Here is a 12,604-nt window from a genome sequence, read left to right as displayed (position 1 = left end):
GAATTCTTTTTATGGAGCTTCAAGCTTACTGATTTTATATGACATCGAGCAGGTTAACAGTGATTTCATTTTCTGGAGGTCGTAGTTCAGCTATGATGACGAAGCGAATGATTGATAGCGGGAAGTATGAAAATCGGGTAATTGTTTTTGCCAACACTGGAAAGGAGCGGCATGAAACCCTTGATTTTGTCCATGAGTGTGACATCCGGTGGAATTTAGGAGTTGTCTGGCTGGAGTATGATCCAGCGACAAAGTTCCGGATCACATCGTATGAAAATGCTTCCAGGAATGGCGAACCTTTCACTACGCTACTTTCTACGAAGGTTTACCTGCCTAATCGAGTAAAGCGATATTGTACTGGTGAGTTGAAAGTCAAACCTATTAAAAGGTATATCCAATCCTTAGGAGTTAAAAATTGGGATAACGCCATGGGGATTAGGTACGACGAACCGCTACGATGGGGAAAGATGATTCAAAATACTCAGCATGAACCTTGGTTTAACGTATTGCCCCTTTACGAAGATGAAATTGTCAAAGCAGATGTATCAGCGTTTTGGAGATCACAGGATTTTGATCTGCAGCTGGAGTCCTACCAGGGAAATTGCGATTTATGCTTCATGAAAGGTAAAAAGAAGTTAACCAGGTTGATACGTGAAAATCCGGATTCAGCGACTTGGTGGCTTAATCAAGAAAGCCAGGTAGGAGGGACGTTCAGACAAAGAGAATCATATAGTAGACTCGTCGAGTATTCAAACCAGCCTCTTGAGCCATCACTATTTGACTTCGAACCTGATTACCCTTGTCATTGCAATATCGATTGAAACTACTTGAATATGAAATATCTATTTACCCCTATTTTCGCAAGCCTTTTTATTTGTACCCGGTTGTTTTTGTACTTATATACCTTAATTGCCAATGTCGTGTTATGCTTATGGTTTCTGGATACCGAGCACTGTATCCCTTATAGTAGGGTAAAATGGCAGTGGGATTTTCCTTGGACTTTACTTGATCGAGAAATCACTTATTATGCCAGGGTAATGGACATCGTCAAAGACAAACGATCCAGACGCTATAATGCTGATAATATAGAAAACCAGTCTGAAGAGCGATTGAGAGAAGATATGGAAAGACTGCAATTATATGCTGCAGCTATTAAACCAGCAAAATTGCAAGAAGAAGCAAAGCTTGATTCAGAGATTAATAAGTAACTTAGAGGCATGATAGGCTTGATACTTTTGCCCTAGAAAGATCCTGTTTACAGGTTGGGCGGTTTTATATAGATCGAAAGCGGTAATCCCTTGGCAATAGTGCTAGGGGATTTTTTTTGTAAGTACAGTTACAAATGTAAATAGTTTAAAATGAGCACTTTAGCAAAAAGATCAATTGAGTTTTATCAGATATCAACGATTGACATTCAATGTGTTATAAAATAAATGAATAAAATTAATAATCAATATTTGGTTATTTCATTCTCTTTTGTCAACTTTTTACTAGAAATGGGTGTGAATTTACAAAAGTGAACATGAAATTTATGCAAACATGGTAGCGGGGACATATGATTTTTTTTGCCTAAATACGCAGACTAAGGAGTTTTACCCCTTAAGTCCGCTCAGAATACCTGCTGGTTTTCCTTCCCCTGCTGATGATCATCGGGAAGAAGTCTTATCGCTAAGTAAGTTATTAATCGATCATCCCGCTTCTACGGTTTTCGCTTGGGCTGAAGGCAGAAGCATGGAAGGAGCAGGAATTTACGACGGGGATTTGTTAGTTATAGATAAGGCAAAGAGTCCTCAAGATGGCGATATCGTAATTGCTTACATTAACGGTGACTGGACCTGCAAATTCTACAAAAAGCAGGGTAAAGCAGTAGCTTTGGTTTCGGCTTCTCAGTATTATGAACCTATTCATCCGAGACCTGAAGACGAGTGGTTATTGTTTGGGGTTGTAACCTTTTCAGTGCGTGATTTAGGTAATCGACTAGCACATCAAAGAAAGGGAGCATGATATGTTTGGGATCATTGACTGCAACAACTTCTACGCTAGTTGCGAACGAGTTTTTAACCCCTCTCTTGAAGATAAACCTATCGTGGTTCTCAGCAACAACGACGGCTGCGTGATTGCCAGGTCTAATGAAGCGAAGGCTTTGGGTATTGATATGGGAACGCCTGCCTTCCAGATTGCGACTTTGATAAAAAGTCAGGGCCTAGTAGCCTTTTCTAGTAATTATACCTTGTATGGTGATATGAGCGAGCGAGTGGTTGCGGCCATAGCTAGTATGGTCGAACGCTATGAGGTATACAGCATCGACGAGTGCTTTGTCGACCTTAGCGGGTATGAAAAAATAACCAGTGATATCTATGAATATGCCTGGATGATCCAACAACGAATCAGACGCTGGACCGGCATTCCGGTCAGCATTGGAGTGGCCCCTACCAAAACGCTCGCAAAGGTGGCGAATCGTAGAGCCAAAAAGAGCCCTATGTATGGGGGCATTGTGGTACTTCAGCATGAAAGCGAGATTAAGAAAGCTCTGGACGGCTTCGATATTGGGGACCTTTGGGGTATCGGTAGGAAGTATGTTAATAAGCTGAAAGCTCTAGGTTGTGAGGACGCCCTTCACCTTTCGCAACAGAAAGAAGAATGGGTACGAAAGATCATGACCGTTCAGGGCGTCAGGCTTTTGAAGGAGATACAGGGTTTTTCTTGTATTGAATTGGAGTTAGTGCCTGATCGAAAGAAAGCAATCTGTTGTGCGAAGTCGTTTGGCGAATACACAGATAATCGGGAAACAGTCACCGAAGCCCTAGCTAACTACGCCGCCACCTGTGCCCGGAAGCTTCGAAAGGAAGGATCAATCGCTAACCTACTGACTGTCTTTATAACGACGAACTACTATTCCTTAGTTGATGCTCAGTATTCAGCCACAAAGACCATTCACCTAGATAAAGCTAGCAATTATACGCCGGACCTGATTCATCAAGCTCTCAAAGGGTTGGAACTGATCTGGAAGGACGGCTTCAAGTATAAGAAGGTGGGTTGTATCGTATCCGGATTGCAACCCGAGGAATTCAGACAGGTTCAGTTGTTTCGAGATATTGAGTGGGAGAAAGAGCAGGCTGCCATGAAGGCACTCGATACCGTGAATAGTTGGTATGGCCGGGATAAAGTAAAAGTAGCCGCTCAAGGTTACAAGCGTGATTGGAAAATGATTCAGGAAAAGCTTAGCCCTTGTTATACAACCCGCTGGAAAGATCTTATTCAGGTCAAATGCAAATAACTTTAAGACTACCCAGCGGTTTAGGTAGATAGATCCTTTCTATAACCACCCATGGACGAACTCCTGATAATTCTCAGGTCACTTAACCACTTACAGGGCTTCCGTATCATTGATAACGAACTAGTGTTTCAGTGGCAGGGAGCTGAAGTACTTTTCTGGATAACCCAAGACGAAGGATGTTTTCAAGTTTACGCTGGTGGAGAGAAGCAGTTTAAAGATGCAAATCCTTATAAAGTTGCTCAATTTCTAAGTATCCTAGGTTTGTAAAAAAGAAATAAATTGTCTTGCATGTTCAAACACATTGTTCGTCGTTTGTCCTGTTAATCAAGGTCGATGCAGATGAATCCTGAAAACCCCGATCGTCAAATTTTGCTCCTGCAGGAAATGAGGCACAAGTCCGGTAATACCATCCTTTTCTACGAAATCCGGGAAGGTAAAAAGTACACCTATACCTATAAAATCAATGAGAAGGAATCCACTTCCTTTAAGAATCCGGTGGTTTGCCGAATTGAAGCTTATAACAAAGCCTGGAGTTTAGTGGCTTAATGTAAACGCCAGAAAACCAGACATTTATCTGAAAATAAAGTGTCGCAACGACTTGCATGTTGCGGCACAAAGTGCGTGCTTTACATCATCAAACAAACAATATAACACGCAGTAAATCAGATGAATACGCAAGTAATTTTAGGCGACGCAACCTTAACGAAAACCGAAAAAATTCGCCAGCTGCTGGCCCTCGGATTAACCCGCTCAGAAGTAGCAGCTTTAACAGGAGGTAATTACGGATTTGTACAAAACGTTTTTGCTAAGTACTGGCCCGAACGAGTAACCAGCAAAAAGGCTTTCACCTTTACCACCTTCAACCGGAAGTTTGGAATTGAAATTGAAGCACACGGCGTAAACCCGGTACAACTGGCGGCCGCTTTGAGAAACGCCGGAATTGAGTGCCGGACCGAAGGATATAACCACACCACCCGAAACCACTGGAAAACGGTATCAGACGGAAGCGTACAGGGAACGGATACTTTCGAATTAGTAAGCCCGATTTTAGAAGGTCTTCAAGGCCTTGAACAAGTAAAGACGGTTTGCAGGGTGTTAAGCCAGCTTAGAGCAAAAATTAATAAGACTTGCGGCCTTCACATTCACTTCGACGCGGAAGGCTTCGGGTTAGACCAAATGAAAAACATGGTAGTTAATTACGCTCATTATGAAGGTATTATTGACAGCTTCATGCCAACCAGCCGCCGGGCCGATAATAACACCTACTGTAAGTCAATAACGAACTTAGCCAGATTAGTTAGGGTAACCCACACGATCAGAGACTTAGTAGGCCTGCAAAGTAGCCGCTTCTACAAAATGAACCTTCAGGCTTACCTTCGCCACCAAACCATCGAATTTAGACAACACAGCGGAACGGTAGAATTTGAAAAGATATCGAACTGGATCCTGTTTTTACATAACCTAGTAGAGTACTCCAAAAAGAAGCAAGTAACTCAGGAAGAAGCAAGCTTTGAAAGCTTAAGCAAATTTCAACAGCCCGAAATTATTAACTACCTTCAAACCCGCATAAATCAATTAGCGGCCTAAATGATCTACGAAACTCAAGACGGGGAATTACTCAAGGGTAATTCCCCAACCGAAATACTAAAAGACCTTCGGGATGGTAGCCGGTTTGCGGCTGATCAGGAGCTGGAGGCGTTCCTGGATAAGTTCATCATCCGGATTAATGAATTTTACGGCTTTCTCATCACCAGTCGTGATCACGCTGAAATTGTCAGGGACTTGGTACAGATTGGCTATTTAAGCCGGAAGGAATAGCGTTTTATATTTTTGTTTGATACTAGAAGACCTGGCCACGCTGTAGCCAGGTCTTTTTGTTATTTTTAGCTGTGAAAGTATTGCGAGATATCCTGAAGGCCATGTGGTTCTTAGTAGAACCCTTCTTCGAAGACGACCGTGCCTTGGTAACTAAAGAACACCGGATGATTATGTCGAACCCGGACGATCGTAAAAAATATCTGGAGGCCTTGGAGCTTTTGAATACCGGCTTAGTGAAAGAAGTGACGATCGACTTTTCCTTCGGCCCGATGACAATCTGGCAATTCACTATGGCTGGCCGTCCATCTTAGTGATGAATGGTTGGTAAGGAAACTGAAATTGCATTTTAAATTCTAATGTGAATGGACTCTTCCTACCTTCATTTTGTTTAAGAAAAGCTTCCTTTTTCTTCTCAATCAATAGCCGCCTTCTTTCCGGTGTTTCCTCATAGTACACTCCATCGATTTCAATTAGATCGACTACCAGTCCATTATTCAATTCTTTCTCTTCTTCAAACGAAGGAAAGTGTAAATCGGATAAATCGACGTAGATCCTTTGACCATTTTGAATGTTGATTACCATACCCTAAAGTTACAATTTCCCGTCCTTTCTACCCAATTAATAAGGTAGGAATATTGGCCTAAAAAACACCCATGGCCGATAATCCGCAAAACCTAACAACGCTGGAAGAAATCGATACCCATATCGAGTTACTTTTTCCAGACAATGATCAGCAGTACATCACTCCTCAAGATGCCAGGGAAGTCTGCAAAACGATCGCCCGTCGAATTTTCCTTCAGGATCATAAGCCTCTATCCGTCGGTAATGACGGCAATGGCTTAAAGGTCGATGCCTTAACGCAGCGTATTAGCCTTGCCATCGCTTCAGCGGATTCAGCTGGAGCTATTTCCGCTATTAAAGCGGCCATGCTTGAGGAACTTGCTACTTACATGCCTTACCTAACCGAAACGGTAAGCACCTATGCTGAAGCCCTGGCTAAAGCAAAAGGCACTCGTAGGAAGCTATTTGTAGTGCTTGTTGATGAAACCGATGACGGTGCAAAAAATCGCTACTTCTACGAAGGCATTCCCGGTGAACTTGAATTTTCCCTCTGATGCTCAGCTATAGAAGACTTCTGTTTTGGGGCTGCATCATTGCCTTCGTGCTTGGAATTGCCGGTGGATCACTCATCACCCACAACATTACGAGCAGCACACTCGAACGCCGTCATGAAAAAGCACTGCAGTCAGCCCGGGATTCAGCCCGAACCCTTCAGGCTCAATTCGATAAAATTCAGTTTGCTGGTAGCCTGGCAGCGAAGGAACTCCAGATCACTCAACAAAAGGATGAAAATCTCACTCTACAAGCTCGTATTAGGTCTGATAGTATTAAGCACCTGTCTGATCTCCAAGCCGTGCGTGGCATCAACGCCTATATCAAATCGGGCCGCAAGTGATTCCGTTTTGGACGTCCGCGTAATGATTTCCAACGCAAAGTCGATCCTGGATAGCCTGATGCGTTTCGAGATCGCTAAAAAGCGTATCGAAAATCTCAACAATCAGCGGACACTGCTCACCAATGAAAAGCTCGGTTTGCAGGTTGAAAACGTCCAGCTGAAGGAAACCGCTGCCAGGCAAGCGGGCCAGATCCAAGTGCTCAGCGATGATCAGAAAAAAACCAGAAAGAAGCTCTTCTGGTCACGAGTTGAAAATTGGGGATACCGGCTCATTATCGGCGGGGTTACCATCTACGCCATTCATCGAACCTTTAGTCCCTAAGCCACTATGAAACGAATAGGCAATAAAGATAAGCTCCAGAAGTACCGCCAATACTACACTGGAGACTACCAGCTTTCAGAGGAAGAAGAAGATTACCTGGCTCGCTATGAGGATATCCAGGACAAACTTTCCGACGATGATTACACTCGATCTGACATCGTCAAGTACGTCATGAGACGCTACGGAGTGAGCAAGCAAATGGCAAATCGCACGGTCAATGAGGCCTCTGATCTGTACGGGGATATGGTCGAAGTTCACAAGAAAGCATCCCGGGCCTTCCAGATTGAAAAGCTTCAACGGGCCGCTAACCTGTGTTTGAATCCACCGGCCAGCGTCACATTAGATCATGATGACGACGGAGAAGGGGGTAGGGCCGTCATCGAGTTTGAACCCAACATGAACGCTTATGAGCGGATCATGAATCAGATCAACAAACTCCAGGGCTTATACACCGAGGACCCTGATCAGGTCGATGATCCAGAAGCCTACGAAGTAACCACGAATTTCCATTACGAAGCCGTCGAAGATATCGCTTATGAAGACGTTACCCCCAAACAGCAAGAAAATCAGAGTCAGCAGGGCACAATTGGCCTTCCTGAGAGCACGTCAGAAGAATAAGGCTCTGATTGCGGGACGTGCTTCGGGTAAAACCAATACACTTCTTCGATCGATTGCTGAATCGGCTCGGCAATTACCCCGGGCCAAATCAGTTTTTGCAGCGGTTTCCTTTGCCACTTGTCTAGAGATTCTCTTGGAGCAGTCCGATCTGGTCTGGAGTGAGTATGGCTTCCGACCTTTCGATCCCAAAACCGGCAAGGGTAACTTTGTTATGTTTCGAAGGCCTCCAGATAACTGGCCTAAACCTCACTTTGCTCCGAAGAAGTACGATAACCTGATCAGTTTTATCACTGGCTACGCACTCCAGCTGCAGTCCTACGATCGGCCTAATACCAACCGGGGAAGTAACAACAACCAGGCATTTATCGATGAAGCAGCCTGGTTTAAAGAGGAGTGGGTTAATAAGATCTTGGTACCATCGGTAGGCCGTACCCCCTTGGTTTACGAAAGCCATCTGAATAACTCTTTTCAATATTTTTCCTCCAATCCCTGGCATGCTGAAGGCCAGTGGGTGTATCGCTTTGAAGAACTCGCTAAACAGTTCCCAGATAAGTATTACTTCCAGGAGACCACCGCGTTCGAAAATCCATTCCTTCCTGAAGGGTATCTGGAGAACGCTCAGCGAACCACCCCGGCTTTAGAATTCGAGGTGGAGTATATGAATAAGCGTTTGACCGAAGTGCCAAATGGATATTATCCATCGCTCCACACCGATAAGCACATGAACCTGGCTGCTCAGAAGTATGATTTCGATGATGAAGCCGGAATTTATATCATATCCGAAGCTGATTACCGACGGGATCAACTGGTGGCTATTAGTCTAGATGCGAACGCGGGCTTTACCAGTTGCACCATCTGGCAGGAATCACCGGCCCTGCAGGAAAACTGCATCGATGCTGTGTTTGTGAAACCCGACGTAAAAGAGAAAATCAACCTGGTGCAGAAGCTGGCTTTTAAAGTGCTCGATACTCTGAAGGATCATAAATACAAGGTGCTGCATCTGTACGGGGATCGGAACGCAAAAAACAAGGCTGCTCACAGCACCACGACCCAATTTGAAGAATTCGCTTCCGTCTTTAAAAAAGCTGGTTGGAAGATCATTCTTAAGGCAACCAGCTTCAACTGGGCTCATAAAGATCGCCACTTTTTTATGGATCAGGTCCTGTCTGAAATCAAACCGAGCATGCCTAAAGCCCGATTCCATCCGAAGAAGGGTAGGGTAGTAGTGACTTCGATGCAGCGTACTCCTATTAATGCTGACTTCTCGAAAGACAAGGGAGCGGAAGGCAGGTCTGGTCCTCAGGAGCTGGCTCCACACTTTGGCGATACCGTCGATTACTACTTCACCCAGAAGCATGGCCATCGTTACCGGCGTACTGGTAGCCTAGGTGGTGGCTCCGGGATCCCACTCATTTCTGGTCTAAGTGAATGGTCCTGATGAAGCATTTTCTACAACGTCTGTTTCCGCTCCTTTTCGCTCTCATGGCTAAGAAACGTAGACTTAGAGAACAACGGAAATTAATAATGCGTAAAAAATACACTAAATAAAATCCGCCGATATGCAAGAATTACTCAATGGAGTAGCCAATCAAGTACCCTACGTGATCATGTTAGGGTATTTTTTAAACATGTATCTCAAGCGTCTGGACCGCTACATTGAGAAAACCGACGAATTACACGACCGGCTTTTGAAGGTTGAAATCCTTCTCAAAACGGAGATCAAGAACATGCATCGCCGGATTGACGACGACGAAGACGACGATTGATTTAGTCCTTTCCTCACCTATTGAATTATCTCAGATTTGAGATAAAAGATTTCCCCCAAAGCCATGACAAAAACTGAACAAACTATTAAAAAAAAGACGGGTAAAAACTTAGTCACAGATGAACAGGTCAACAACTGGGATACTAAAAACTTAGCAGAAACCCCCGTAGGGTCTTGGAACCCTAGTACGAATACTCCTGAGTTGTCTACTCTATTACAGGCCATTGGCGAGTATGTTGACATGGCAGCTGAAGGTAAATCCAGTATTCCTACAGGTGTACAAGAAGACTACTTTTTCGGTGATCAGGTCATCAAGACAAAAACGGGTATAAAGCATCGAAAAAAAGCGTCTGTTCCCAGTTCCAATACGGTCGATTATGATAAGTTTAGTATTAGTGTACTGACCAAAAACTTACCCTTTCATCCTACCAGTAATCCGAATTCGATCTTAAAAGCATCAATTAAGAACATCCGGTTATTTGGGGCTGATCCAAACAAACAGTATGTATTAACGACGTTACGAAGAAACGTTACGATTTCAGGAACGTCGGGGTACTGGCAATTTTTTGTGTTTGAATGGAATCCTTCTACCAATGCCTTAGGAGCCGCTTTTTTACAGTGGACTTCCATGAATTATGTGCCTTCAAATACAATAGAGGCTATTGAGTACGCCGTAGGAAATAAGGGATTCCAGATCATTGTAGACTGGAGTGCAGTACCCGACAATACCAACCTGCAAAGTCTAAACTTCAACCAGTCCGGCATTGGTCTGTTAGCTTTTCAGGCTCTAAATGGAAGTTTCTTCGCTAACAATTCAATTCCAGCCGCCAAGATTTCAGACGAAATCGCCTATAAAAACTACCCTTGGGGTACGGATGTATCCCCTAGCTCAGTCTATCGATCTGCGATCAAAAAAGTAACGGTCGTTGGATTTCCTGATACGTCCAAGCAATTAACGCTCAGTGTGGTTCGAAGAAATATCACACTAAACGGTGTCGCGGGAACTTGGGAAATTACGCTACATGAGTGGGTAAATGGAGCGTTTGGGAACGCAGTGTACCGCTTTTCAGCAGTCAATTACGTACCTTCCAAAACAGTAGAAACAATCACGTTACAGGGTATCTCAGGAGCAACAGGAAGCAATACCTTAGGTACAACGACGACGATGATTGTGGATTGGTCGGCTGTACCTGATAACTACAACGGCCAAGGGGTTACCTACGCAAATGGAGGGCTTTCCTATCTGGTTCACACGACCAAACAGGCGGCTGACATTGCGGACGCATCGCTTGCCAGGGTCAAACTGGGAAGCGATATACCCACGAAAAACTATCCATTCGATGCCACGGCCACGGTACCGGCCCTTTTTCAAGCCGCGATCAAGAACATCCAAATCGTAGGAACGATCGATCAGACCAAGAAATTAAGTCTAACGATCCTTCGTAGAAACGTTACCATTTCCGGCACCACAGGTGTTTGGCAAGTTTCTGCATACGACGTAACCAACGGGTTTGGGGCTACGATTTATTCGTTCAACCGTACGAATTACTTACCCACGGCAAGTGTCGAAACGATAGAACTTACGGGGGCTGGGTTTGCCGCTGGTACGTCAATGTACATCACCATCGACTGGGATCAAGTTCCAGACGGCACGGATCGTAACAGTCTTAACTTCGCTCAGACGGGGATTTCGCCCTTAGTTATGCGATCTGGGAAGGCCGCAATCGGTGATTTGGATGTCACTATACCCAAAATTGCCAACGAGGTTAAACTGAAGAATTACCCTTTCCATCCCACGGCAACCCCTAGTACAGCAGTGAGAGCGGGAATTTTAGATGCGAAAATCGTGGGTTCTACTGTTGACCCAACTAAAAATCTTACAGTTGGTGTAATACGTAAGAACGCCTTATTGGGGTCAACGCCGGGATACTGGCAGATCATCGTTTTCGATCATACGGAAGGAGTTTTTACCTCCTATTATCAGTTTTCACAGCTCAATTACGTTCCCACACGTACAGTAGAATGGATTACGCTAACCAGTACGCATCCTTCAACAGCAGGAACAACCATGTTCATTCTGGTCAACTGGGATGCCTTTGTTTCCGGCACTAATGCCTCTAGTATACCTTATTCGTCTGCTGGCTTAGCGGCCTCCATTTTCTATCCTGTTGTTCAGCAGGCTCAGCAGTACGACATTATTTTACCTCCGAAAATCTACATGTTTCCGGGCGGTATGCAGTATTGGTTTTACGACGATACGATAGTCTACAATCACCACATTTTCGAAAAACGCCCGGTTCGCCTAAGCCTCGAATCGCGTAAAATTTCTGATAATACCCTCATTGCCCCTGTCTATTATCCGAACCCTAGCACGCTTTCAGACTCTCAAGCCCCCTATATGCTCATGCAGGGAATGGGGAAATTAACAGGTTATACGGTCGATCATAACCTTACCGTTAAGATTGATGACTATTCCCGCGTCGATGCTATCAATACTACGCCTGCAACCCTGTTTTCAAAAACGTTCCAGGTAATTCATAAAGTAAAACCCGCCGCTCGACCAGTTGATGTAATTATGATCGGGGACTCTTACATCAATAATAGTGCTGAAGCTAATGGTGGGGTCTATTACTTTATGGATCAGTTCGCTCAAGCGGATGGCTTCACGCTGAATTTCAAGGGAACAAGAAACCAGTACACCCGGGGAAACAAGACCTACGTGGGTGAAGGCCGGGGAAGCTGGGCGGAACCTCGGTTTTTAACCTATGTGCCTGTTTCAGCCGGACGTGAACCCGTGAACGGCGATCCTACGAAAGCTAACATGACTTCGCCTTTCATGTTTTCGGCGGATGACACCGTGGCGAACGCGAAGTTTGATTTCGGGCAATACCGATCGGTTAACAATATCGGGAATGTAGACCTCATTTACATTTTCCTCGGAATGAACGGAGGTAATGGGAATCAGATCAATCAGACGATGATCCCCGGCATTAAGGCCGATGTACCCGATGCAAAAATTGTCATTACGACCGTACCCGGTGCAGAACGGATGAGACTGAATTTCGATAGCACAACGCGGCAACTAGGCAGACTTAACCAAAACAAGAGCTATATCAATCTCTTCGCTGGAAGAGAAGCTGAAGGCATCTACCTATGTCCGGTTCACATGAATTTTCACCGCGTTTATTCGCTAAGAAATGCTGGACAAGAGCAAATTCAGTTTAACATGAACTCCGTTCCTCAAATCCCAGTAAACATCGACCACCATGCCAATTTAAGCGGGGATAAGGGTATCGCATACATGATGTATCAATATGGTCTTGTTTCTCTTGCTTAAGGAGAGATTCA

The 12,604-nt window shown here is 44.5% G+C and carries 17 protein-coding genes; 16 read left to right on the top strand and 1 reads right to left on the bottom strand.

Features of this window, described 5'->3' with window-relative positions:
• Positions 1–38: 38 nt before the first annotated feature.
• From QE357_RS13270 to QE357_RS13230, 9 genes are all read left to right on the top strand, one after another.
• Entirely contained in the window at positions 39–821 is a 783-nt protein-coding gene (locus QE357_RS13270) for a phosphoadenosine phosphosulfate reductase family protein (RefSeq protein WP_309708190.1), read from the top strand.
• Positions 822–833: 12 nt separating this feature from the next.
• Positions 834–1,208, top strand: coding sequence for a hypothetical protein (locus tag QE357_RS13265; RefSeq protein WP_309708187.1), 375 nt, complete (start codon positions 834–836; stop codon positions 1,206–1,208).
• 331 nt (positions 1,209–1,539) lie between these two features.
• Positions 1,540–2,004 carry a translesion error-prone DNA polymerase V autoproteolytic subunit gene (locus tag QE357_RS13260; protein ID WP_309708185.1) on the top strand — a complete coding sequence of 155 codons (465 nt, stop codon included), beginning with the start codon at positions 1,540–1,542 and terminating at the stop codon, positions 2,002–2,004.
• Position 2,005: 1 nt separating this feature from the next.
• Complete coding sequence (locus QE357_RS13255; protein WP_309708183.1) at positions 2,006–3,277, top strand: Y-family DNA polymerase; 1,272 nt, start codon at positions 2,006–2,008, stop codon at positions 3,275–3,277.
• Positions 3,278–3,328: 51 nt separating this feature from the next.
• A complete protein-coding gene (locus tag QE357_RS13250) occupies positions 3,329–3,544 on the top strand; it encodes a hypothetical protein (RefSeq protein WP_309708181.1) in 216 nt (71 codons plus the stop codon).
• A gap of 117 nt (positions 3,545–3,661) precedes the next feature.
• A complete protein-coding gene (locus QE357_RS13245) occupies positions 3,662–3,823 on the top strand; it encodes a hypothetical protein (RefSeq protein ID WP_309708178.1) in 162 nt (53 codons plus the stop codon).
• 120 nt (positions 3,824–3,943) lie between these two features.
• Entirely contained in the window at positions 3,944–4,864 is a 921-nt protein-coding gene (locus QE357_RS13240) for an amidoligase family protein (RefSeq protein WP_309708175.1), read from the top strand.
• Positions 4,865–5,095: a hypothetical protein gene (locus QE357_RS13235; protein WP_309708172.1), complete on the top strand. Its 231-nt coding sequence runs from the start codon at positions 4,865–4,867 to the stop codon at positions 5,093–5,095.
• A 71-nt stretch (positions 5,096–5,166) separates the two neighbouring features.
• Positions 5,167–5,406: a hypothetical protein gene (locus QE357_RS13230; protein ID WP_309708169.1), complete on the top strand. Its 240-nt coding sequence runs from the start codon at positions 5,167–5,169 to the stop codon at positions 5,404–5,406.
• On the opposite strand, the gene QE357_RS13225 is transcribed toward QE357_RS13230, so the two are convergent.
• Positions 5,384–5,677, bottom strand: coding sequence for a hypothetical protein (locus QE357_RS13225; RefSeq protein WP_309708166.1), 294 nt, complete (start codon positions 5,675–5,677; stop codon positions 5,384–5,386). The two genes, QE357_RS13230 and QE357_RS13225, sit on opposite strands and share 23 nt — an antisense overlap.
• A 71-nt stretch (positions 5,678–5,748) precedes the next feature.
• Here QE357_RS13225 and QE357_RS13220 point away from each other — a divergent pair, with 71 nt between their 5' ends.
• The 7 genes from QE357_RS13220 (at position 5,749) to QE357_RS13190 (ending at position 12,593) form a co-directional block, all read left to right on the top strand.
• Positions 5,749–6,210: a hypothetical protein gene (locus tag QE357_RS13220; RefSeq protein WP_309708163.1), complete on the top strand. Its 462-nt coding sequence runs from the start codon at positions 5,749–5,751 to the stop codon at positions 6,208–6,210.
• Positions 6,210–6,551: a hypothetical protein gene (locus QE357_RS13215; protein WP_309708160.1), complete on the top strand. Its 342-nt coding sequence runs from the start codon at positions 6,210–6,212 to the stop codon at positions 6,549–6,551. Before QE357_RS13220 ends, QE357_RS13215 begins: the two co-directional genes overlap by 1 nt.
• A 22-nt stretch (positions 6,552–6,573) precedes the next feature.
• Positions 6,574–6,873, top strand: a complete 300-nt coding sequence (locus tag QE357_RS13210; RefSeq protein ID WP_309708157.1) for a hypothetical protein — start codon at positions 6,574–6,576, stop codon at positions 6,871–6,873.
• 6 nt (positions 6,874–6,879) lie between these two features.
• Positions 6,880–7,491, top strand: a complete 612-nt coding sequence (locus tag QE357_RS13205) for a hypothetical protein (protein ID WP_309708154.1) — start codon at positions 6,880–6,882, stop codon at positions 7,489–7,491.
• Positions 7,409–8,929: a hypothetical protein gene (locus QE357_RS13200; RefSeq protein WP_309708151.1), complete on the top strand. Its 1,521-nt coding sequence runs from the start codon at positions 7,409–7,411 to the stop codon at positions 8,927–8,929. Before QE357_RS13205 ends, QE357_RS13200 begins: the two co-directional genes overlap by 83 nt.
• A 121-nt stretch (positions 8,930–9,050) precedes the next feature.
• Positions 9,051–9,257 carry a hypothetical protein gene (locus QE357_RS13195; protein ID WP_309708148.1) on the top strand — a complete coding sequence of 69 codons (207 nt, stop codon included), beginning with the start codon at positions 9,051–9,053 and terminating at the stop codon, positions 9,255–9,257.
• A gap of 63 nt (positions 9,258–9,320) precedes the next feature.
• Positions 9,321–12,593 carry a hypothetical protein gene (locus QE357_RS13190; RefSeq protein WP_309708145.1) on the top strand — a complete coding sequence of 1,091 codons (3,273 nt, stop codon included), beginning with the start codon at positions 9,321–9,323 and terminating at the stop codon, positions 12,591–12,593.
• Positions 12,594–12,604 lie beyond the last annotated feature (11 nt).

This window comes from Siphonobacter sp. SORGH_AS_0500 (assembly GCF_031453245.1).
Taxonomy (GTDB): Bacteria; Bacteroidota; Bacteroidia; order Cytophagales; family Spirosomataceae; genus Siphonobacter.
This window is presented reverse-complemented; position numbering and strand designations above follow the sequence as displayed.

Bases quoted from the DNA above. Each gene is read 5' to 3' on its own strand.
- QE357_RS13250 (WP_309708181.1), top strand. From the start codon at position 3,329: ATGGACGAACTCCTGATAATTCTCAGGTCACTTAACCACTTACAGGGC.
- QE357_RS13215 (WP_309708160.1), top strand. From the start codon at position 6,210: ATGCTCAGCTATAGAAGACTTCTGTTTTGGGGCTGCATCATTGCCTTC.
- QE357_RS13235 (WP_309708172.1), top strand. From the start codon at position 4,865: ATGATCTACGAAACTCAAGACGGGGAATTACTCAAGGGTAATTCCCCA.
- QE357_RS13270 (WP_309708190.1), top strand. From the start codon at position 39: ATGACATCGAGCAGGTTAACAGTGATTTCATTTTCTGGAGGTCGTAGT.
- QE357_RS13210 (WP_309708157.1), top strand. From the start codon at position 6,574: ATGATTTCCAACGCAAAGTCGATCCTGGATAGCCTGATGCGTTTCGAG.
- QE357_RS13265 (WP_309708187.1), top strand. From the start codon at position 834: ATGAAATATCTATTTACCCCTATTTTCGCAAGCCTTTTTATTTGTACC.
- QE357_RS13255 (WP_309708183.1), top strand. From the start codon at position 2,006: ATGTTTGGGATCATTGACTGCAACAACTTCTACGCTAGTTGCGAACGA.
- QE357_RS13200 (WP_309708151.1), top strand. From the start codon at position 7,409: ATGAAGACGTTACCCCCAAACAGCAAGAAAATCAGAGTCAGCAGGGCA.
- QE357_RS13240 (WP_309708175.1), top strand. From the start codon at position 3,944: ATGAATACGCAAGTAATTTTAGGCGACGCAACCTTAACGAAAACCGAA.
- QE357_RS13260 (WP_309708185.1), top strand. From the start codon at position 1,540: ATGGTAGCGGGGACATATGATTTTTTTTGCCTAAATACGCAGACTAAG.
- QE357_RS13220 (WP_309708163.1), top strand. From the start codon at position 5,749: ATGGCCGATAATCCGCAAAACCTAACAACGCTGGAAGAAATCGATACC.
- QE357_RS13245 (WP_309708178.1), top strand. From the start codon at position 3,662: ATGAGGCACAAGTCCGGTAATACCATCCTTTTCTACGAAATCCGGGAA.
- QE357_RS13190 (WP_309708145.1), top strand. From the start codon at position 9,321: ATGACAAAAACTGAACAAACTATTAAAAAAAAGACGGGTAAAAACTTA.
- QE357_RS13205 (WP_309708154.1), top strand. From the start codon at position 6,880: ATGAAACGAATAGGCAATAAAGATAAGCTCCAGAAGTACCGCCAATAC.
- QE357_RS13195 (WP_309708148.1), top strand. From the start codon at position 9,051: ATGCAAGAATTACTCAATGGAGTAGCCAATCAAGTACCCTACGTGATC.
- QE357_RS13225 (WP_309708166.1), bottom strand. From the start codon at position 5,677: ATGGTAATCAACATTCAAAATGGTCAAAGGATCTACGTCGATTTATCC.